Source organism: Haloarcula sp. CBA1129, assembly GCF_008729015.1.
In the GTDB taxonomy this organism is placed as follows: Archaea; Halobacteriota; Halobacteria; order Halobacteriales; family Haloarculaceae; genus Haloarcula.
Genome location: NZ_RKSM01000001.1, coordinates 2,524,284 through 2,544,125, shown reverse-complemented (window position 1 = coordinate 2,544,125; position 19,842 = coordinate 2,524,284). Strand labels below are relative to the sequence as shown.

Below are 19,842 nucleotides of genomic sequence, written 5' to 3'. Positions count from 1 at the left end.
ATGTCCTGTCCCGACTGCGGCGGCGACCTCGTTTCGTTCCCAGTCCCGGCTGACCTCCGGCAGTTTCTCCCCGGAAACGCACGGGGGGCCAGCGTCTGCCGGGTCTGCCTTGCGCTCCAGCCGGAGACGGCCCCTCCGGAGGCTGTTCCGGATTTCGGGCTCAGTGACGCGATTCCAGACGACGACGGCGCAGCCGTCCCGCTGCTGTTGCTCGTCGGGCTGCTCGATTCGCTTGCGATGCACCGCGAGGAAATCACCGCGTTGCTGGAGCGAGTCGAGCGCGAGGGCGTCGACCCGCTACTGGTACTAGACCGCCTCGACTCCAGCTATGGGGAGGCGGCCCACGTTGACCTCGGCCGTCGTCGTCGGCAGCTCGAACAGTTGCTGTGAGCGGCTGGATCGCCTATTCTCCTCGAACCGCAATAGACAGAGCTGCTGTGGTCTCAGCGAAACTAACTGTGTCGTCGTCTACGCCGAAGAGTTGCTGGAGATACGAGAGCGAACGACGTGCGTTAGACGCCAGTCGAGTACCGCAGCAGGCCGGCGACGCCGCCGAAGGCGGTCAGCAGCTGTTCGCCCTTCTCGAAGTCTGTCGAGATGAACACCGTCTCGGTGCCGCGCTGGTCGGCCAGTTCCATCAGATGGTCGATGGCGTCCTCGCGCTCACCGTCCGCGGCGTCGACGGTAGCGCTACAGCGAGAGCACTCGTGGTCGTCAGTTTCGGCGTTGCTGTTGATCAGGTCGTACTCGTCGTGGCCGTTCTCGCAGGTGTAGGCGACCACGTCCTTCCGGAGGTCCTCGGAGATGAGTAGCTGTTCGACCGCGCCCATGTTGAGATTCTGGCGCGTCTGGTCGAAGCCGTAGGTGGCCTTGTCCCCGTTGTGGAGCTGCTTGAAGAAGTCCTCCATGAGCTCCTTGTCCCGGAGCATCTCGTGTTCGGCCAGCACCTCGTCGGCCGCGTCCACGAGGTCGTACAGCCCTGACTCGTCCGTGTACGCCACGTCGAACTTCCCGAGCACCATATCCTGTAGTTCGTGGTGGAGGTAATCGCCGTCGAGGAACTCGTCTTTCGTCGGCGAGGGGCCGCCGACGAGGATGCCGTCTATTTCGTGGCGGTCGGCGACGAACAGGTCGTTCGCCATGCCGGCGACCTCCTGATAGAAGTTGTCGATAGCTTCCAGCCGGAGGCGGGCGAATCGCTGGGCTGACTGGCCACCTTTTCGCTGCTTGCCCGGTACCAACGAGGAGGCGGATTTGACGGGCTCGACTCGTTTCCCTTTCAGCCAGCCGACGTTGGCCTCGCGCCGGTCGAGCACGACGAGGCCGAACAGCCCTTTGTCGGCCAGCATGTGCTCCAGCGGCTCGGTGAGGAACTCCGAGTCACAGTGATAGCGGAACGACTCGATGGGGTCCGGTGGTGATTCGAGGACTTTGGTCACCATGTCGGTCCGGCCGCCGCCGGTGTCGAACGCGCCCGAGAACACGACCAGTCCGTTGTCGGGTGGCCGCACGTCGTAGTATCGGAGTCGGTCCTTGATAGAGGTGAGCGCGTCTTGGACCGCGGTGCGGGTGTCCTTCGATTTGATGTTCGAGGCTTCGGAGTGCTCTTGGGTGACGTGGGCGACGACGTCGCTGATCTGCTTGTCCTCGGGCACGTAGATAGAGACGAGTTGGGTCCCCGAGCCCTGATAGTCCTTGAGCTCCTCGATTACCTTCCGGAACTCGTATTTTTGTTTGTCCGACTGCTCCTGTTCCTGCTGCTCGCTCATTACTCTACTTTGGCCGAGGTGGCGTAAGAACCTGTTGACAGCTGTGCGATTCGAGCAGAGCGAGAATCGCAGGACGAGTGAGCGGCGAATGAAATGAGCCGCGAGCAGCGAAACCCTGAGTGAAACGAAGGGGTTCGGAATTGCGAGCGGGGAGGACCGTCCCGCGAGCAGCGAGGGAGACGAATAGAGTGGGCGTTGTGCCCGAACAACAGAGTCGTACGGCCGTGACGGCAGATGTGATAATCGGGTACTCAGATTGGCCGTAGAACCGACGGCTCTCGGGTGCGTCTGGTTCGTGGTGGTCCAACAAATGACAGTCGCATTTATATGACTGCCTGCATTGTACCCAAGCAATCAGACTATGGCGGGGTATGTGTGTACGATTGCGGGCGGCAAGGGCGGCGTCGGAAAGACGACGACCGCGGTAAATCTCGGGGCTGTGCTTCAGGAGATGGACTACGATGTCGCCGTCGTCGACGCAGATCTTGGGATGGCGAACCTCGGCTCGATGCTCTCTGTAGAGCCAGAAAAGAGCCTGCACGAGATTCTGGCCGGCGAGGCTGCCGTGAGTGAGGCGTTGACTGATGCGCCGGGTGGGCTCACAGTGATTCCGGGTGAACAGTCGCTGGAGGCGTTCGCGGACGCTGACCCCGCAAAGCTCAGGAAAGTCATCAAGACGCTCCGAAATGCCTACGACGTGGTGTTGATCGACACCGGCGCTGGACTAAGCCATGAGGTCGCTGTGCCGCTGGGACTGGCTGACGGTATCGTCCTCGTCACGACTCCTGACGACGTTGCGGTGGGCGATACCGTTAAAACAGCCCAGCTAGCGAACCGCATCGACGGGACCGTTCTGGGCGCGATAATCAACCGCGCGACCCGCCATACGGATGTCGCGTCCATCGCCGAGCAGATGGAGTTCCCGCTGCTTGCGGTCATCCCGGACGACCCGCAGGCGACAACCGAGGAACCACTCGTACTCAACGCCCCCGAGAGCACGGCTGCAGACGCCTATCAGCGGCTGACAGAGGCGCTGGAGGGTGTGTTCTTCCGTGGTGAGAGCCCCGACGCTGATATCGAGACAATACTTGACGACGAGTGGTTCCTCGAAGACACCGAGGACCATTCTGATGTCGACGAAGATGAAGACTCTGGCGGCGTGTTCGGCCTGTTTAACTGATTTTACTGCCGTCGCTGGCGTGCTGGCTCACTCCGGAAGCGGCGGCCACAGTGTTGCGACTGTTTCTTGGATGAGTTGGGTCTGTGCCCGGCGCAGTCGCTCGGAGAGCGACGACGCAGAGATGTCCAGTTCTTGGGCCACGGCCTCCAGTGATGCACGTCGCGGAATTTCGAAATACCCCATTTCGTACGCCGTCCGTAGCGCTTCCAGTTGGCGGTCGGTGAGCCCGTTTCCGGGCGGTTTTGGTTCCGTCTCGCGGGTCAGCCGGTCCAATCCGAAGCCGGCGTTTTGCTGCCAGAACGAGGTGAACTCGGTGAATGCCGCTCGGTCGGCAAACCAGCCCATCTGTTGCCATCCGTCCACAGTCACGGTTATCTGTTCGATGATGGCGTCTGCAGTGGCGAGCGCTTCGAGCCCGTCGAGGTCGTCGATTTGGCCACCGAGTTGCTCTTCGAAGCTCAGCGCTGGCACTGCCTGATACCGGCGGGTGTCGCCGGCCGTCCCGATACGCGTCCACTCCTGCACGTCGTCGGCATCGGTGAGTGCCTGCTCGATAGCCCGCTTCGAACCGCCCGTCACGGTTGCAATAAACAGCGGGCGGCGACCGTGGTTGTACTGGAGCGAGAGTGAAATCGACGCTTCGGGAACCGCGTGCGCGACCGATACGAGCGGCAGCGCTTCACACTCGATCTGAAACTCTGCGATAAGCCCCATGGGGTACCGCTCTCCGCCGATGCTGAAGCACCTGTCGGAACAGCGAGTCGGTTGGGCGTCCACTTTCGACCCCTATTAAACGGCCCAAGCACTGAGAGAACGGCTTAGCCCGACTGCACCCGACCGTCATATTGTATGCAGCCGACACAGTCTGCAGACGAGATTGAAGTCGAGTTCGAACGCTACGGTGACGGCCAGCCGCTGCTGTTCTTACATGGCGGGATGGCACCCACGGCGTACTGGGAGCCAGTCATTCCACAGTTCGAAGGATACGGCGCTGTTGTCCCACAGCGTCCGGGGTTCGGGACCTGCCTCGATTCCCCCGCGGAAACGAGCGCTGGTGAGGTGCTGGACCGCGAGGCCAGCTACGTCCGAGCGCTTACCGACGCCGTCGACGGTGACCCGGTCCTTTTCGGACACTCTTACGGGGCGCTCACCGCTATTGAGGCCGCGACAGAGACACCGGTCGAAGCCGTCATCGCCTACGAACCGGCAGTACTGCCCGACACGTACCGAACGGAGGCCGACCTTGCCGACCGTATGGCGTCGCTCGTACAGAACGGGGAACGCAAAGCGGCGGTGAAACGCTACGTCGAGCAGGTCCTCCACCCAGACGGTATCGACGACCTCGACGCTTGGCTGGCGGAGTGGCCCGTCTGGCCCGACTGCGTGGACCTCGCCGAAGAGGTCGTCCGGATGAACCGGTCTGTCGAACAGTACCGGCTCCCAGACCGCCTCGATGTCGACGCGCCCACTCTCGTCCTGTCCGGCACCAACGGTCCGGACTTCCTTCGGCGGAGTGCTCGAAACGTACACGACGCACTGCCACACAGCCGGTTCGTCGAGTTCGATGGTGTCAGCCACAGCGGCCCCGCAGAGACACCAGAACTAGTCTCGGCGGAAGTCGACACGTTCCTGCAGAAATAGGCTGTTCGGGCAAACTAATAGCGACAGCCTGTCATACCCCGAACCTACATCGAGGTCGGCGCTTCGACACCTAGCGCGTCGAGCGCGTTCGCAATCGCGGTCCGGGTCCCATCGACGAGCGCCAGCCGTGCCGCGCGGGTCTCGTCGTCAGCGTCGAGAACCGGACACTCCCGGTAGAAGGCGTTGAACGTCTCGGCGAGGTCGCGGGTGTAGGTCGCGACGGTGTGTGGCGTCAAATCATCCGCGGCTGCCTCGATGACCGCGGGGAACCGGGCCAGTTCGCGGAGCAGCGCGCGCTCTTCCGGTTCCGACAGCGGGTCGAGGTCGGGTTCGTCGGGGATGTCGGCTTCCACGTCGTTCAGGATGCCACAGCAGCGCGCATGGACGTACTGGACGTACGGGGCAGACTGCGCCTCGAAGTCCAGCGCGCGGTCCCACTCGAAGGTGATGCCCTTGGTCGGCTGTTTCGAGACGATGTCGTAGCGGACCGCGCCGATGCCGACTTGGCGCGCGATGCGGTCGATGTCGTCCTCGTCGAGGTCGCCGCGGGTCCGGTCGTCAAGTCGGGATTCGACCTCCTCACGCGCGCGGTCGATGGCTTCGTCGAGCAGGTCGTCGAGGTCGATACCGGTCCCCTCGCGTGTACTCATCCCACCTTCGGGGAGGTTCACCCAAGAGTAAAACACCTGCCGGAGCTGGTCGGTGTCGTTGCCGAGCAGGCCCAGCGCGGCGTCGAGCTGGTCGGCTTGGAGCTTGTGGTCCTCGCCCAGCACCGTGACGGCGCGGTCGTAGGTGTCGAACTTCCACTCGTGGTGGGCCAGATCCCGGGTGGTGTACAGCGACGTGCCGTCCGAACGCAGGAAGACGAGGTTCTTCTCGAAGTCGGGCAGATCCAACTGCCAAGCGTCTTCCTCGTAGACAGCGCAGTCGAGTTCCTTCAGCCGGTCGACTAAGTCGTCTGTGTCGCCGTTGCGCATGAACCGCGTCTCCTTGACGAACTCGTCGAACTCGGCTGGGAGGCGTTCGAGCGTGGTCTGCATCCCACCGAGGACGGTGTCGACCACTTCAGCGACCCGCTCGTAGGTCTCCTCGTCGCCGTCTTCGAGGCCCTGCAGAATCGACTGGACTTCGGCCTCAGCGTCCTCGACTTCCTCGGGGTCGCCCTCTTCGAGAACGGTGTTGCCCTTGCGGTAGTACCGGACCATCTCGTACTCCGGGGACTCGCGCTCGGGTTCGGGCAGGTCGGCCTCGTCGAAGGTTTCGTAGGCCCAAGTGAACACCGCAATCTGGCGGCCTGCGTCGTTGACGTAGTAATGGCGGTCCACGTCGTAGCCGGCGTAATCGAGGACACGGGCGACAGCATCGCCGATAATGGGGTTGCGCGCTCGCCCGACGTGGACCGGTCCGGTCGGGTTCGCGGAGGTGTGTTCGACGACCACGCTCGTGTCGCGGTCGGGGAGTCGGCCGAACGTGTCGTCCGTGACTGACTGCAGGGTCTCGGCGAAATACGCCTCGCTCGGGAGGAAGTTGACGTAGGGCCCCTGTGTCGTCGCGTCGCGGACGTAGGTGAGCTCGTCGGCGTCAATCGCGTCGGCGATGTCACCGGCGACGTTCGGCGGCGCGGTACCGACCTCGCCGGCCAGCCGGAAGGCGACGCTCGATGCGAGCACGGCGTCGACGTCCTCCGGAGGTTCCTCGATACCGAGGTCCTCGGCCGGCAGGTCGAGGGCTGTGAGTGCGTCGGCGAGGGCGTCCTCGACCTCCGCACGGAGCTGCAGGAACATACGCCGGGCTTTCGCGGCGGGGAGTAAATGGGTAACGAAACCCCGGCCGTGTCAGACGGACTCCTGTACGTCGTGTCCACGTCGACCGCCGCGAGCCGGGCGGTCGTCGGGCGAAACAGTGATATCAGTCCGTCTCAGGTCAGCAGCCGCGGCCCGAACACCATCAACAGGAGGCCGCCGATCATCGAGACCGTGATGGCGATGGAGACGGCTGTCGTCACCCGCCGGCCGTCCGAGACCGGTAGCCGCGAGACGAACGACTCGGTCGACGCCCGAAGAATGTGGCCGCCGTCGAGCGGGAACGTCGGGATGAGGTTGAACTGGCCGATGACGAGGTTGATCCAGCCGGTCCAGAACAGGACGTTCGCGAGCAGGAACACCGGCGTCGTTCCGAGTGCGCCGAGCGGGCCCTGCACAGTGTAGAAGTTCGTCGCGATTCCGGTGAAGCCGGCGAAGTTGTAGCCAAAGCCACCGGCGACGCCGATGAACGGGAGCAAGAGCGTGCTGAAAATCCGTTGCGCAAACGAGAACTCAGAGACTGACGTGGGCGTGTCTGGCGATCCGCCGAGGAATTCGAGGAACGCGGCGGCGGGGTAGGCGTCGATGCCGAAGTCACTGACTTGAATGCCGCTGATGCCCTGCTGGATACTGACGCCGATGATGCCGTTGTCCACCTGTTCGCTCTCGGCCATCGTCACCTCGTAGGTCTCGCGGGAGCCGTCGACGTAGCCGATGAGAGTCACGCGGTCACCGGGTTCGCCACCCTCAAGCGCCTGCATCAGCGCGGTCCCGCTGTGCGTTCGCTCGCCGTTGACTTCGGTGATTATCATGCCGTCGCCGTCTGGTGCCCCCTCTGCTGCGAGCGGGCCGTCCTCCGCGACCAAGACGTATGCACCGAGCGGGGTCGTGACTGTCTCCCCGGACTCGGTTTCGAGCGTCGCGACGGGATGCTCGCTGGCCGTCTGTTCGAACTCACTGCTGGTAGCTACGGCAGTCCCGTTGACGGAGACAATCGTCTCGCCGGTGCCAAGTGGTGCGCTCTGGAGGGCCGCCGAGACGACGACGGACCGCTCGACGGTGACGGTCTCTGCGTCCTTCCGTGCCACCTCGACAGTCTGAGCATCACTCTCGGCGAGCACCGCTTCGAGTTCCTGCTGGTTCTCGACGGACTGGCCGTCGACCGCCGTGATGACATCGCCAGAGACGATACCCGCCTCGGCCGCAGGCGTCCCGTTGACTGGGCTCCCGACCGGAACGCCGTCGACGACGGCGACAGCACCGGCGACCGGCCCGAACAGCAACAGCAGCGTGATGATCGCCAGCGCGAAGTTGTTGGTCACGCCGGCCGTGTACATCCGGGCCTGCGCGCCGCGGTCGGACCGCAGGAGTTCGTCTTCGTCGGGTTCGACGAATGCCCCAATCGGGATAATCGCCAGCAGGGCAAGCCCCATCGACTCGATGTCGATGTCCTCGACGCGACAGAACAGTCCGTGCCCGCCCTCGTGGACGATGAGGCCGAGTAACAACCCGAGTACGATTTCGGGCGCGACCGACAGGGGGAGGAAGTCGTTGACGCCGGGAATCGCCAGCGCGTTCCGCGGTTCGTTCAGTGCGGAAGGCTGGGGATTGACGAGCGCTTGGTAGGCACCGAGCGCAACGAGGAGGAACGAGCCGACCATCACCACGAGACCGAACCCGACGCCGAGGTTCCCCCAGGCTCGCCAGAACCGCTTTGGCCGTGCGAGCCAGTCGAGCACCGCCTTGCCCTTCTGTGTGTGAATCGTCGTAATCGGGCCGCTAAACCGGATATATTCGGGGATAACGCCGCGGGTCCGTAGCGCCATCGCGAGGAGGGTGTAAGCGACAAGGCCCGCGAGGACCCACGTCAGCGTACTCACCATTTATCAGAAAATGGGTTTAGCCAATCAAGAGGGTTTGGTTTGGGACACACTGCTGGCACATAGCAGCCAACGGTGAAGTGACCGCGTCGCAAACAGCCACACAATGTACGACCACATTCTCATTCCCGTCGACGGAAGCGACGAATCCACGGCGGCCGCACGGCGCGGTCTCGCACTGGCAAAGGACTTCGACGCGACTGCCGAGGCAGTCCACGTCGTCGAACAGCGCGCACTCTCACTCACCCGAACGGACCGCGAGAGCGGACACCTCCGGGAACACGGCGAGTCTGTCCTCGCGGACATCGAGTCACTCGCTGCCGATATCGGCCAGTCCGTCACGACAGAGTTGCTGGAAGGGAAACCGAGCGCGCGGATAGACGAGTACGCTCGCGAAACCGATGCAGGGCTCATCGTCCTCGGCCGACAGGGGATGACCGGTCTCGGGAAGCGACTCCTCGGCGGCATCACCGAGCAGGTCCTGCATCGAACTGCAGTACCTGTGCTCGTCGTTCCGGGAGCGGAGGGGACAGGAACGAACGGATTCGATTACTCGCGGATACTCGTTCCGACTGATGGTAGCGAGAACGCCAACACGGCGACACGACACGGCGCGGCGGTTGCAGACTGTTACGACGCCACAGTACACGTCCTCAACGTCGTGGATATTCAGGCAGCTGGCGGGGCGTTCAACGCCGGTGGGCTGAACGAGACGTTCATCGAACGACTGGAGGACAACGGGCGTGACGCCGTCGCAGCAACTGCTGACGCCTTCCAGACGTCGGCCCCAGACTCATCGGTTGAAACGGCAGTGACACGAGCAGACACGCTCAACGGCGTCGCTGCCGGGATTCGCGAGTATGCCGCTACCCACGACATCGATCTCGTCGTCATGGGTTCCCACGGCCGTTCGAACCTGAAACGCCAGTTGCTCGGCAGCGTCACCTCGCAATTGCTCCGAACTATCGATGTGCCCGTGCTAGTGACGCCCCGGCCGACCTGATAGGTGTACGAACCACCCGTTCTATGTTCTGTGAGAACGTATCGCAAACAAGTGTCCGGCAATGCCAGAAACCTGTGGTATCTGTGGCGAGACGGTTCCGTTCGACGCTACGGTTCACGCGATGATTCACACTCATAGCGAGACGGGCGTCATCGACGTGTACGTCTGTCAGGACTGCTACGACGAGCGCCTCGGGCCCATATTTGAGCGGGCCGAGACGCAGGAACAGTCGCCATGAAGCTGCTCTTCCAACAGGCTGCTACGGACAGGTAGGGACTTCCTACCCCGGCTACTCGTTCCGACGGAAGCGCTCCACGACGAACTCTCGGTCAAGTTTCGCGACGAACGTCCCGAGCTGGGGGCCTTCGGTGTCGTCGAACAGGAGCCGGTAGCCGGCCGAGAAGAACTCGCCGATGTCGATGTCGTTGCGTTTCGCCGTCTCGTAGATCTCGGCCTGAATCGCCTCGCCGTCGTGGCCCTCTGCGATGAAATCGGCGAGTTCGTCCAGCGCGGCCGCCGTCGCGTCGTCGAAGGACACGTCGGGGATCTCGGCGCGCTTGAGCTCATAGTTGAACTCATTGTTTGTCAGACTGGCCCACTCTTGGGCGCGCTCGACGCGGGCGAGCGCCCCCTCGACGGCCCACTCCGGTGCGTCGTCGGGAATGTGCCCTTCCCTGCGGGCGATTTCTTCCCGGAGCTCGGGGTCGTCGGTCATGCCAAGGACTGCCGCGAACGTGTAGGGAATCCGAACCCGCTGTTCGCGCGGTTCGTCCACGACCATCGGGTAGGCCCGCTCTGCGAGTTCCATCTCGTCTTTGCTCCCGTCTGCCTCACCGAAGTAGCGTCGCTCGAACCGGTCGAACTCGTCGACGAGCTGGTCGACGTTCTCGATGGAGAAGTCCCGCTGTTTCCGCGGGTCCTTCACGAAGAAGTACTTGAACACCTCCGGTTCGAGGATATCAAGCACCTCGTCGACGGTGATGACGTTCCCGGAAGAAGAGGAGAGCGGTTCGCCGTCGAGCGTGAACCACTCGTACACCATCGGGACCGGCGGCTGGATGTCCAGTACGTTCTCGGCCACGTCCTCGCCAGAGGGCCAGGAGCCCTCGGCGTGGTCCTTGCCGAACGGCTCGAAGTCGACGCCCAGAATCTCCCACTGGGCGGGCCACTCGAAGCGCCACGGGAGCTTTCCGTCCCGGAGCGACGCCGTCCCCTCGTGGCCACAGCCCTCGATGGTCTGGTCGCCGGCCTCGACGTCTTCACAGACGTAGGTGAGTTCGCCGGCGTCGAGGTCGACCGACGTGACGCCCTCCGTGAGCTTCCCGCACTCCTCGCACTGGGGGAGGAACGGGACGTAGTCGTCGTCGACCTTGTTCTGGTACTCCGCGAGCACGTCGCGGGCCCGGTCGGCGCGTTCGAGCACGCGACGGGTCACGGGTTCGAACTCGCCGTCGGCGTACAGCTCGGTGTTCGAGACGAACTCCACGTCGACGCCGACCAGTTCGGCGCTTTTCCGCAGGAGCGTCGTGAAGTGGGCACCGTAGGAGTCACAGCAGCCGAAGGGGTCCGGGATGTCGGTGTACGGTTTCCCGAGGTTCCGGCCGAGCGCGCCGGCGTCGACCTCACCGAGGCCGACGACGTTCCAGTCGAGGTCGGCGAGCTGGCGGGGGACCGCCCGCAGCCGGTCCTTGTCGTCGGCGGTGAACACCTGCCGGACTTCGTGGCCCCGGTCCCGAAGCGCCTCGGCGACGTAGTAGCCCCGCATTATCTCGTTGAAGTGGCCGATATGGGGCACACCCGAGGGGGAGACGCCGCCTTTGATGACGACCGGTTCGTCCGGGTCCCGCGCTTCGATAGCGTCGGCGACGGAATCGGCCCAGAACGCTCGGCTACCGCCGCGACCGACCTCGTAGGGATCTTCCGCCATCTATGCCTCCGGCAGGATTTCGGACCCGTCGAACTCACCGTCTTCGACCGCACGCACGACGCGTTCGGGGTCGGTGCCGTCGAGCACCATCGTCCGGATGCCGGACCGCTGGATGATTTTCGCGGCCAACAGGTCGACAGGTGCGCTGCTGCCAGCGTCCATCTCGATGTCGGCGATAACGTCGACGAGTTCGCTCGCGCTCAGTTCGTCGAACCGCGTCGCGTCGTCGTCCTCGTTCGGGTCGGCGTCGTAGACGCCCGGGACTGACGTGGCGTACACGAGTAGGTCCGCGCCGACATACTCTGCAAAAGCGGCCGCCACAGCGTCGGTGGTCTGTGCGGCGACGATGCCACCGAGGACTGGGATGTCCCCGCGACGGATGGCTTCTCGGCCCTCGTCGTAGCTCTCGGCGGGCGTGGGTGCCGCGCGGTCGTCCAGCGCGGCGATCAGCAGCCGACCGTTCAGCCGCGTGACGGCGATGCCGAGTTGGTCGAGTTCGATCTCGTTCGCGCCGAGGTCTCGGGCGCTGCCGATGTAATCCCGTGCGGTCGGTCCGCCGCCGACGACGGTCCCAAGCGTGTGCCCCTGTGCATCGAGCGACTGGATGGCGTCAGCGTAGTCGGCGACCCGGTCCGCGTCGAGGTCCGGGGCCAGTACGCTTCCGCCAATGGAGACGACGACTTTCATTAGCCCGCCGTAACCGCGATGCACTCTTAAGGGTTGTCAAGGCCACTGATCGCTGTCTCTCTAGTCAGACTTTTTGTTCCCCACAGCTTCTGCTGTTGGTCGCATACCCCGGAGACCGTCCGTCTGACGTGCGCCCGATGTGCTGACGCGTGTCTGACGATTCTGTCACTCTACCAGCGAAATATGCCGTTTATTGGCGTCCCAGAAGGTGATATCTCTCTTTCACAGACCGTTCAAAACACCGCGGAACCAGACCCTATCTATGGGCTAAGAATGCTTTGTAAAACGTCTAAAAGAATCTGGAACCGTCGTAAAAAATGCGTTTTAGCTCGATTTGTCCTGAAAGTGACCGAAGTGACCTGAAGGTTCCTCCCTTTATATACTCCCGGCGGGGTTACGATTGAGTGAGGTGACAAAGATGAGCGCTACCGCAACGCCCTCCGGCGAGGAAGAGCCCTCCAAAGAAGAGCGACTGAAATCGTTCCTCGCAGAGAAGGCAAGTGACGGCGAGATGTATTTCAAGAGCAAGTTCATCGCTGATGAAGTCGGTCTCTCCCCAAAAGAGATCGGTGCCCTGATGGTCAAGCTCAAGGACAGCGCGTCCGAGATCAATGTCGAAAAGTGGTCGTACACGAGCGCGACCACTTGGCGTATCGAGCCGGCGTAGGTGACTGGTCCCCGCGTACAGTTCTCGGCTGACCATACCTGCCAGCGGTGTGATCGTTCGCGGAGTATTTGTGCCCGCATCGTTTACGAGTAGCTGATGAGTGGCTCCGCCGCCGACCCGCCGTCGCCTGATCGACTGGCCGGCGTATTCTCCGTCTCGTCAGTGCGGCGGACAGATGGAACCGTTCGGTATATCGGCGACCCGCTAGTGCCACCAGCCGCCGTCGCTGAGCAACTCAGGCCGGTGTTCCGACAGCGGGGCTACGACGTTCGGCTCGAAGAACTCGGCCCTGCGAGCAACGGCGGCACTACTGTTGTCGGCGGTCCGGGCGTCGATGACTCGATTGCCGCCACCGGTGGCGCGTCGAACGCGCGCCCGAACCAATATGCACTGGTAGCTGAGCCTGCCGACACGGACACTGGCGGCATCCCGTGGCTCAACATCGGGCTTCTCTTCGCGACCATCGCGTCGACCCTCTACGTCGGCGCGACCGCTTGGTACTACATCCCAGTTGCCGAAGACCCGCTTCGTGTGTTCGAAGCTTGGCCGTTCGTGGTCGCGATGCTCGGCGTGCTCGGCATCCACGAACTGGGCCACTACGCCGCGGCCCGCTACCACGGCGTCGACGTGACGCTTCCGTACTTCATTCCGTTCCCGTCGTTTCTCGGAACGATGGGGGCGGTCATCAACATCCGCGGGCGCATCCCCGACCGGACGGCGCTGTTCGATATCGGCGTCGCCGGCCCGCTCGCCGGACTCGTCGCGACGACAATCGTCACGGTCATCGGTCTCTCGATAGACCCGATTACCGTTCCGGAACGCGTGGCGAACAGCGACACCGGTGTTCTCATCACCTTCAACTATCCACTCCTGTTTCAGGCGCTGGACGCTCTGGTGAACGCGCTGGGGCTCGGATCTGAGATCGGCCCCGGCGAGTCAGTGCACCCCATTGTATTTGCAGGCTGGGCTGGGATGTTCTTCACGTTCCTGAATCTGCTCCCGGTGGGGCAACTCGACGGTGGCCACATCGTGCGGTCCATCGCTGGACAGCGTCAGGAAACCATCGCTGCCGCCGTTCCCGGTGCGCTGTTTGCACTCGCCGGCTACCTGTATTTCACTCGCGACCCGCCGCCGGTCGGCTTCGGCGTCTGGGGGCTGTGGGTGTTCTGGGGCCTGTTCGCTACCGGGCTTGCGTACGCCGGTCCGGCCCGCCCGACCGTGGACGCGGCGCTTGACCGACGGCGGACGCTGCTTGGCCTGTTCACGTTCCTGCTGGGGCTGGCCTGTTTCACGCCGGTCCCGTTCGAGATCAGCGCGGTCTAATAGCTTCCGCGTCGCGCCGACCCGCTTTCAGTGTGAGTAGCCTCGGTCAGGCAGCGCCTCGCCGTCGAGCGTGACGCCGCCTTCAGTGACCGTTCCGATCCGGTGGAGCGGGCACGGAACGGCTTCTCTGACCGCGGAAACGTCGGATTCGGGCAGCGTACACACTAACTCGAAGTCCTCCCCGAAGAAGACGCCCAACTCTTTGCGTTCCTGCTCGGTCTCCGCGAGCTCGTCGACCTGCGGGTCTATCGGGAGCGGTTCCTCGACAGCGAAGCCACAGCCGCTGGCCTCGGCAAGCTGGTGAAGTGAGCGAGCCAGCCCGTCGCTCGAATCCATCATCGCCGTCGCATGTGGTCGGAGCGCGATACCCTCGCGCACGCGAGGTTGGAACTGAAACAGCTCGTTTGCCCGGCCAATATCACCCCGGTCGAACAGTTCGATGGCGGCGGCTGACCGGCCGAGCGTGCCGGTGACACAGACTGCGTCACCGGGTGAAGCGCCCGAGCGCCGGACCGGGTCCGTGGCCGACCCGATGGCCGTCGTCGCGACGGTGAACTCGTCGTGGCTGTCCAGATCCCCGCCGACGTACTCCGCGTCGACCGCGCGACACACGTCCTGTGCGCCGTCGACGAACGCCGCGAGTTCATCCGCCTCAAACGATGGTGCGCCGTACGCGGCCACCGCGGCTGTCGCGTCGGCTCCCATGGCGGCCACGTCTGACAGCGAGGCGGCGACAGCCCGCCAGCCGGCCGTATAGCGGGTCGTCCCCGGTGGGAAGTCCGTCCGCTCGTGGAGCATGTCGGTCGTGATGACCTGCCCGTCCACGACGGCGCAGTCGTCGCCCGCGTCGGGTAGCCGGTCGGCGAGGTCGGCGAGTGCAGCCCGCTCGTCCATACCCGGCCGTCGGGGCCCCGGGGCTAAACCCTCGGGGATATCGGCCGGCAGGACAGGGTCGGTGGGTTGAAACCGGAGACCGCCAATCCAATCCACATGGATGGGAACCGGATGGCGACGGTCGTCGGGTTCACAGCGGCACTGGCCGTCCTCGCGGGGCTAGTGTGGCTTGTGGGCATCGGCGAGACGCTGGACGCGCTCACGACGGCGGACCCGTGGGCGCTTCTCGCCGTCGCGGGCATCGCCATGCTCTGGCTCGCCGCGTGGGGGCTGGCGCTGTGGACGGTCCTGCAAGCGCTCGGCGCGCCGATGGCGCCACACACTGCTGTTCTCGTGTTCGTCGCCGCCGTGTTCTCGAACAACGTCACGCCGTTCGGGCAGGCCGGCGGCGAGCCACTGAGTGCGCTGTTGATATCGACTGCCGCCGACACTGAGTACGAGACCGGGCTAGCGGCCATCGCCACCGTCGACACGGTCCACTTCCTGCCGTCGGTCGGGTATGCCATCGTCGGCTTCACGTTTGTCGCCGCCGGTGCGGTCCAGTTGACCCGGAATCTGGCGTTTGCCGCCGGTGCTGTCGCGGTGCTCGCTGTTGGCATCCCCACTGTCGCCGTCCTTGGCTGGCGACACCGGGACCGCGTTCAGGCGGCGGTCATTCGCGGTGTCGTACCGGCCCTCGCTGCGCTGTCGAACGTCGTTCCCCGGTGGTCACCGCCGTCTGCCGAAAACATCGAGGCGCGAATCGGGGGATTCTTTTCGGCTATCGAGCGCATCGCGACCGACCGGCGGACTGTCCTCCAGACCTTCGGCCTCTCAGCGTTCGGCTGGGCCTGTCTGTCGGCGTCGCTGTGGACGTCGCTGTACGCCGTTGGGACGCCGGTGTCGGCCGAGGTCGTTTTGCTCGTCGTCCCCGTCGCGAGCATCGCAAGCGTCGTGCCGCTCCCCGGCGGGTCCGGCGCTATCGAGACGGTGCTCGTAACGCTGCTGGTCTCGACAGCTCCGATTTCGGCCGCTGTCGCCACGTCGGCGGTGCTGATCCACCGTGTCGGAAGTTACCTGTTGCCGACGGTTATCGGCGGCGGCGTCGCCGCTGCGCTCAGTGTCGACCGGGCCGCATCGCCCGAGGAGTGACACCTTGTGGTTCTCGATTGGAGGGAGCATCGCTGCCCTACAGGCGAGTGAACGGTTCACGCCCGCCGACTGCGAACGACGCGTTTAAATGACGGCGACGGAAAGAAATCTGCAATGGCTACACTCTACGACGTTCCCCCCGAGGAACTCATCGAGGCACTCACGGAGACGCTCGCAGACGAAGACGACATCGAAGCGCCGGACTGGGCAGAGTACACCAAGACCGGCGTCGACCGTGAACTCCCACCCGAGCAGGAGGACTTCTGGGCGCGGCGCGCGGCCAGCCTCCTCCGAAAGGTCGCCGTCGACGGCCCCGTCGGCGTCAACGCGCTCCGCTCCGAGTACGGCACCTCAAAACAGGGCACGACCCGCTACCGCGTCCGCCCCCACCAGAAGACCAAGGGCTCGGGCAACATCATCCGGACGGCGCTCCAGCAGCTCGAAGACGCCGGCTACGTCGAGACCAGCGAGAACGACGGCCGCCGCGTCACCGGCGAGGGCCGCAGCCTCCTCGACGACACTGCAGGCGACCTCCTGACGGAACTCGACCGTCCGGAACTCGAACGCTACGCGTAACTGACGCCTTTTTCGCTGTTTTTCAGTTGGCCCGTAGCTCCTGCTCCGAAATCGTTTTCCGACCGACTCCAGTACTTTCATGCAACTATGAGTGGCGACCCCAGCGAGGAGGAACTCGAAGAACTCCGCAAAAAGAAGATGGAGCAGCTCAAGGAACAGCAAGGCGGCGAGGGCGAGGCCCAAGAGGCGGCCCAGCAGCAGGCCGACGCCCAGAAACAGGCCGTGCTGAAGCAGAACCTCACTGACGGCGCACGCAAGCGGCTCAACACGGTCAAGATGTCGAAGCCGCAGGTCGGTGAACAGATCGAACAGCAGGTCGTTGCGCTCGCCCAGAGCGGCCGCGTACAGGGCCAGATCGACGAGGACCAGATGAAGGAACTCCTCTCGGAGCTGACGCCGGACTCCAAGAGCTTCGACATCAAGCGTCGGTAGATGCGTTGTGCCCTGTTGTACAGCGGGGGCAAGGACTCGACGCTGGCGGCGCTCTTGCTCGACCCTTTTTACGACGTGACGCTCGTCAGCGGCTCCTTCGGCGTCTGTGACACCGACCCCGCCCGGGAGAGCGCGTCGGCCGTCGGCTTCGACCACGTGACGGTCGATCTGGACCCAGACGTGGCCCACGACGCCGTCGATCAGATGCACGACGATGGTTACCCCCGCAACGGTATCCAGCAGGTTCACGAGCACGCTGTCGAAACCGTCGCTCGCGGTGACTGGGTCGCGAATGCCGACGGTATCGATACTTTCGACGCCGTGGCTGACGGTACCCGACGCGATGACCGGGTTCCCACCATCGAACGGCCGCTCGCCCAGAGCGTCGAGGACCGCTTCGGCGTGGACTATTTGGCTCCGCTTGCGGGTATCGGCCGCGGCGCTATCGACGCGATGGCCGCCGACCGGCTCGTCGTCGAGAGCGGCCCGAGCGCCGACGTTCCGAAGGCCGACTACGAGGTCGAACTCCGTGCGCTCCTGCGGGAGCGCTACGGCGAGGGCGCTGTGGCCGATATCTTCCCTGAACACACGCAATCCCGCGTGCGTGGGCTTCGGTAGCCGTCGGTGGTGCGGGTCCCGGGCGCGTCCTGTCTGGCTAGGCGATGTCCCGACTGGTGTCGACGCTGATGCGGTCAGTGAGGTCGAGGCAAATCGGTTCGGTGAGTGCTCGGCCGCCACGAACCTTCGGGACGAAGAGCCTGTTTTCGATGGCGTCGTCGTTTCGCTCCGTTTCGAGATCGAACACAATGTCGCTCGTGTACTCCGTCCGGTGGCGCTGTGACGGCGTGGCGCTGTGTTTGAGCGCGTACAGAACCGCGACGCTGTCGGTCTGTGTGAGTCTGGATTGCAGCGTTTCGAGGAAGGCCCGAAACTCCCCTGTGTCGGCGCGCTCAAGCGGCTCGACCGGGTCAACGACGAGAAGCGACTCCGCCGTCAAGCTCTCGACGTGGGCGAGCGCATCACTGACTGGGGCTTCGCGGTCCAGTTGGCTGACAGCGAGGTCGTCGTAGGTCCCCCGCTGGGACCGCAGCGCCGATGTGACCGTCGTCGGTGCCTGTTCGCCGGAGAGATACACCGTCTCCTGTCGGGCGACGAACTCGGAGAGAAACAGCTCCGCCTGACTCGCCGGCTCGGCGAGCAGCGTGACGAGGCTTCCGGCCGGGATGCCGCCGTTGAGCTTCCGGTCGAGCGCTCGAACCCCTGTCTCGAATCGCTGTGTCACTGTCCCACCCCACGGTGCGTCCACCGATTCACTGCCCATCCCATACAGCCACCCTCGGTCGGGTGAATCTTTGTTGTCACCTCTCTAATACGGGCTGTTTCCCACGTAGTCAGTCTCTAGCCCTCGTACTGCCAGCGTCTGCTGGCACGTCCGCCCGTCATCGATAGATCGCTGGCAAACGTAGTAGCGCACCCCATCTTAGCGAGTCTCTACCGGTCGGTACCGGTCCATAGTTTGCGGCTCTGGTCAGCGTGAACGAACAGGTTCAAGCGCGCCCTCGCTGTAGACGCGGGTATGTACGACTCCGTCAAGGGCTTTCGCGATTTCTACCCCGAGGAGATGCAGGCTCGGCGGTGGGCCATGGATACGCTGGAAGACGTTGCACAGCGCTACGGCTTCCGGGAGATCGGCACGCCGGCCATCGAGCCGACCGAGATGTATGTCGACAAGAGCGGCGAGGAGATCGTCGAGGAACTGTACAGCTTCGAGGATAAGGGTGGCCGCGAGGTCGCGCTGACGCCGGAACTGACGCCGACCGTCGCGCGGATGTTCGTCGCCAAGCAACAGGAACTCTCAAAGCCCATCAAGTGGGTGTCGACGCGACCGTTCTGGCGCTACGAGGAGCCCCAGCAGGGCCGGTTCCGCGAGTTCTACCAGACCAACGTCGACATCTTCGGGTCGGCGGAGCCGACAGCTGACGCCGAGATTCTGGCCGTCGCCGTGGACATGCTCACCGACCTTGGGCTGACGGCCGAGGACTTCGAGATCCGCGTCTCCCACCGGGACATCCTCGCGGGCGTGCTGGAGTCCTTCGGGGCTGATGTGGACGTGCCCGAGGCGATCCGAGCGGTCGACAAGCGGGCAAAAGTCGACCACGACGACTACCTCGATGCCCTCGTCGACGCGGGACTCAACTACGGACAGGCCGACACGTTCGACGAGATGCTACAGATTGACGCCGCCGAGATCGATACGCTCGCGGACCTCACCGGCTCCGAAGATGTCCGCGCAGCAACTGACAACCTTCAGGCAGTGCTCGATGCGGCCGAGGACTTCGGCGTCCGCGACCACCTCACCGTCTCGCTGACGACCGCCCGCGGGCTTGACTATTACACCGGCGTCGTCTTCGAGTGCTTCGACTCGACGGGCGAGGTCTCCCGGTCGGTGTTCGGCGGCGGCCGCTACGACGACCTCATCGAGGGCTTTGGCGGCCAGCCGACGCCGGCCGTCGGCTTTGCGCCCGGCCACGCCACACTCCAACTCCTCTGTCAGCGGGCCGGCGTCTGGCCCGCCGAGGAGCTGTCGACGGACTACTACGTCCTGCAGGTCGGCGACACACGCCCGACCGCGGCCCGCATCGCCCGGGACCTGCGCGAGCGCGGCCACGTCGTCGAGAGCGACGTCGCCGACCGCTCGTTCGGCGCACAGATGGGCTACGCCGACGGCATCAACGCCGAGACGGTCGTCATCGTCGGCGAGCAGGACCTGGAAAACGACGAGGTGACGCTCAAGGAGATGGACGACGGTGAGCAGGTCAGCGTCCCGCTCTCGGCGTTCCCCGGCGACTACGACCGGCCGACGTTCGAGGACTTCGCGGAGTAACACGGCCGAGCGGGCGGCCCGCGACAGTAGCTTTTTGCGACCAGCG

At 64.3% G+C, this 19,842-nt stretch carries 20 protein-coding genes; 12 read left to right on the top strand and 8 right to left on the bottom strand.

What is annotated here, in order from left to right; translation table 11 throughout:
* The gene (locus Har1129_RS12810; RefSeq protein ID WP_127013722.1) at positions 1 to 390 is read left to right on the top strand and encodes a DUF6276 family protein; all 390 of its coding nucleotides are present in this window, start codon (positions 1 to 3) and stop codon (positions 388 to 390) included.
* Positions 391 to 512: 122 nt separating this feature from the next.
* Here Har1129_RS12810 and prf1 read toward each other — a convergent pair whose 3' ends face one another.
* Positions 513 to 1,769 carry a peptide chain release factor aRF-1 gene (gene prf1, locus Har1129_RS12805; RefSeq protein ID WP_127013721.1) on the bottom strand — a complete coding sequence of 419 codons (1,257 nt, stop codon included), beginning with the start codon at positions 1,767 to 1,769 and terminating at the stop codon, positions 513 to 515.
* A 361-nt stretch (positions 1,770 to 2,130) separates the two neighbouring features.
* On the opposite strand from prf1, the gene Har1129_RS12800 reads away from it, so the two are divergent.
* Positions 2,131 to 2,949, top strand: coding sequence for a P-loop NTPase (locus tag Har1129_RS12800; RefSeq protein WP_127013720.1), 819 nt, complete (start codon positions 2,131 to 2,133; stop codon positions 2,947 to 2,949).
* Between the two features lie 27 nt (positions 2,950 to 2,976).
* On the opposite strand, the gene Har1129_RS12795 is transcribed toward Har1129_RS12800, so the two are convergent.
* Positions 2,977 to 3,663, bottom strand: a complete 687-nt coding sequence (locus tag Har1129_RS12795) for a helix-turn-helix domain-containing protein (RefSeq protein WP_127013719.1) — start codon at positions 3,661 to 3,663, stop codon at positions 2,977 to 2,979.
* A 135-nt stretch (positions 3,664 to 3,798) separates the two neighbouring features.
* Between Har1129_RS12795 and Har1129_RS12790 the strand changes: the two genes are divergently transcribed.
* Positions 3,799 to 4,590 carry an alpha/beta fold hydrolase gene (locus Har1129_RS12790; RefSeq protein WP_127013718.1) on the top strand — a complete coding sequence of 264 codons (792 nt, stop codon included), beginning with the start codon at positions 3,799 to 3,801 and terminating at the stop codon, positions 4,588 to 4,590.
* A gap of 44 nt (positions 4,591 to 4,634) precedes the next feature.
* Here Har1129_RS12790 and argS read toward each other — a convergent pair whose 3' ends face one another.
* Together argS and Har1129_RS12780 are read right to left on the bottom strand one after the other, a co-directional pair.
* Complete coding sequence (gene argS, locus Har1129_RS12785; RefSeq protein ID WP_127013717.1) at positions 4,635 to 6,374, bottom strand: arginine--tRNA ligase; 1,740 nt, start codon at positions 6,372 to 6,374, stop codon at positions 4,635 to 4,637.
* 134 nt (positions 6,375 to 6,508) lie between these two features.
* The gene (locus tag Har1129_RS12780; RefSeq protein ID WP_151101011.1) at positions 6,509 to 8,275 is read right to left on the bottom strand and encodes a site-2 protease family protein; all 1,767 of its coding nucleotides are present in this window, start codon (positions 8,273 to 8,275) and stop codon (positions 6,509 to 6,511) included.
* Positions 8,276 to 8,378: 103 nt separating this feature from the next.
* Here Har1129_RS12780 and Har1129_RS12775 point away from each other — a divergent pair, with 103 nt between their 5' ends.
* Positions 8,379 to 9,275: a universal stress protein gene (locus Har1129_RS12775; protein WP_151101010.1), complete on the top strand. Its 897-nt coding sequence runs from the start codon at positions 8,379 to 8,381 to the stop codon at positions 9,273 to 9,275.
* 61 nt (positions 9,276 to 9,336) lie between these two features.
* Positions 9,337 to 9,513, top strand: coding sequence for a hypothetical protein (locus Har1129_RS20625; RefSeq protein ID WP_191906166.1), 177 nt, complete (start codon positions 9,337 to 9,339; stop codon positions 9,511 to 9,513).
* Positions 9,514 to 9,564: 51 nt separating this feature from the next.
* Here the strand turns inward: Har1129_RS20625 and lysS are convergent, their stop codons facing one another.
* Positions 9,565 to 11,202 (bottom strand): lysine--tRNA ligase, encoded by a 1,638-nt coding sequence (gene lysS / locus Har1129_RS12770; RefSeq protein WP_151101009.1) that lies wholly within the window; start codon positions 11,200 to 11,202, stop codon positions 9,565 to 9,567.
* Positions 11,203 to 11,889 carry a UMP kinase gene (gene pyrH, locus Har1129_RS12765; protein ID WP_151101008.1) on the bottom strand — a complete coding sequence of 229 codons (687 nt, stop codon included), beginning with the start codon at positions 11,887 to 11,889 and terminating at the stop codon, positions 11,203 to 11,205.
* 418 nt (positions 11,890 to 12,307) lie between these two features.
* Between pyrH and Har1129_RS12760 the strand changes: the two genes are divergently transcribed.
* Positions 12,308 to 12,556: a hypothetical protein gene (locus Har1129_RS12760; protein ID WP_004518404.1), complete on the top strand. Its 249-nt coding sequence runs from the start codon at positions 12,308 to 12,310 to the stop codon at positions 12,554 to 12,556.
* A 96-nt stretch (positions 12,557 to 12,652) separates the two neighbouring features.
* Positions 12,653 to 13,879 carry a site-2 protease family protein gene (locus Har1129_RS12755; RefSeq protein ID WP_151101007.1) on the top strand — a complete coding sequence of 409 codons (1,227 nt, stop codon included), beginning with the start codon at positions 12,653 to 12,655 and terminating at the stop codon, positions 13,877 to 13,879.
* A 27-nt stretch (positions 13,880 to 13,906) separates the two neighbouring features.
* On the opposite strand, the gene thiL is transcribed toward Har1129_RS12755, so the two are convergent.
* The gene (gene thiL, locus Har1129_RS12750) at positions 13,907 to 14,773 is read right to left on the bottom strand and encodes a thiamine-phosphate kinase (RefSeq protein ID WP_151101006.1); all 867 of its coding nucleotides are present in this window, start codon (positions 14,771 to 14,773) and stop codon (positions 13,907 to 13,909) included.
* 96 nt (positions 14,774 to 14,869) lie between these two features.
* On the opposite strand from thiL, the gene Har1129_RS12745 reads away from it, so the two are divergent.
* The 4 genes from Har1129_RS12745 (at position 14,870) to Har1129_RS12730 (ending at position 17,530) form a co-directional block, all read left to right on the top strand.
* Positions 14,870 to 15,904: a lysylphosphatidylglycerol synthase transmembrane domain-containing protein gene (locus Har1129_RS12745; protein ID WP_151101005.1), complete on the top strand. Its 1,035-nt coding sequence runs from the start codon at positions 14,870 to 14,872 to the stop codon at positions 15,902 to 15,904.
* Positions 15,905 to 16,018: 114 nt separating this feature from the next.
* Entirely contained in the window at positions 16,019 to 16,480 is a 462-nt protein-coding gene (locus Har1129_RS12740; RefSeq protein ID WP_053966456.1) for a 30S ribosomal protein S19e, read from the top strand.
* 87 nt (positions 16,481 to 16,567) lie between these two features.
* Positions 16,568 to 16,912 (top strand): DNA-binding protein, encoded by a 345-nt coding sequence (locus Har1129_RS12735; RefSeq protein ID WP_151101004.1) that lies wholly within the window; start codon positions 16,568 to 16,570, stop codon positions 16,910 to 16,912.
* Positions 16,913 to 17,530: an alpha hydrolase gene (locus Har1129_RS12730; RefSeq protein ID WP_151101003.1), complete on the top strand. Its 618-nt coding sequence runs from the start codon at positions 16,913 to 16,915 to the stop codon at positions 17,528 to 17,530. It abuts the gene before it with no gap.
* A 37-nt stretch (positions 17,531 to 17,567) separates the two neighbouring features.
* Here the strand turns inward: Har1129_RS12730 and Har1129_RS12725 are convergent, their stop codons facing one another.
* Positions 17,568 to 18,233, bottom strand: a complete 666-nt coding sequence (locus Har1129_RS12725; RefSeq protein ID WP_151101002.1) for an ATPase domain-containing protein — start codon at positions 18,231 to 18,233, stop codon at positions 17,568 to 17,570.
* 255 nt (positions 18,234 to 18,488) lie between these two features.
* Between Har1129_RS12725 and hisS the strand changes: the two genes are divergently transcribed.
* Entirely contained in the window at positions 18,489 to 19,796 is a 1,308-nt protein-coding gene (hisS, locus tag Har1129_RS12720; RefSeq protein WP_151101001.1) for a histidine--tRNA ligase, read from the top strand.
* Positions 19,797 to 19,842 lie beyond the last annotated feature (46 nt).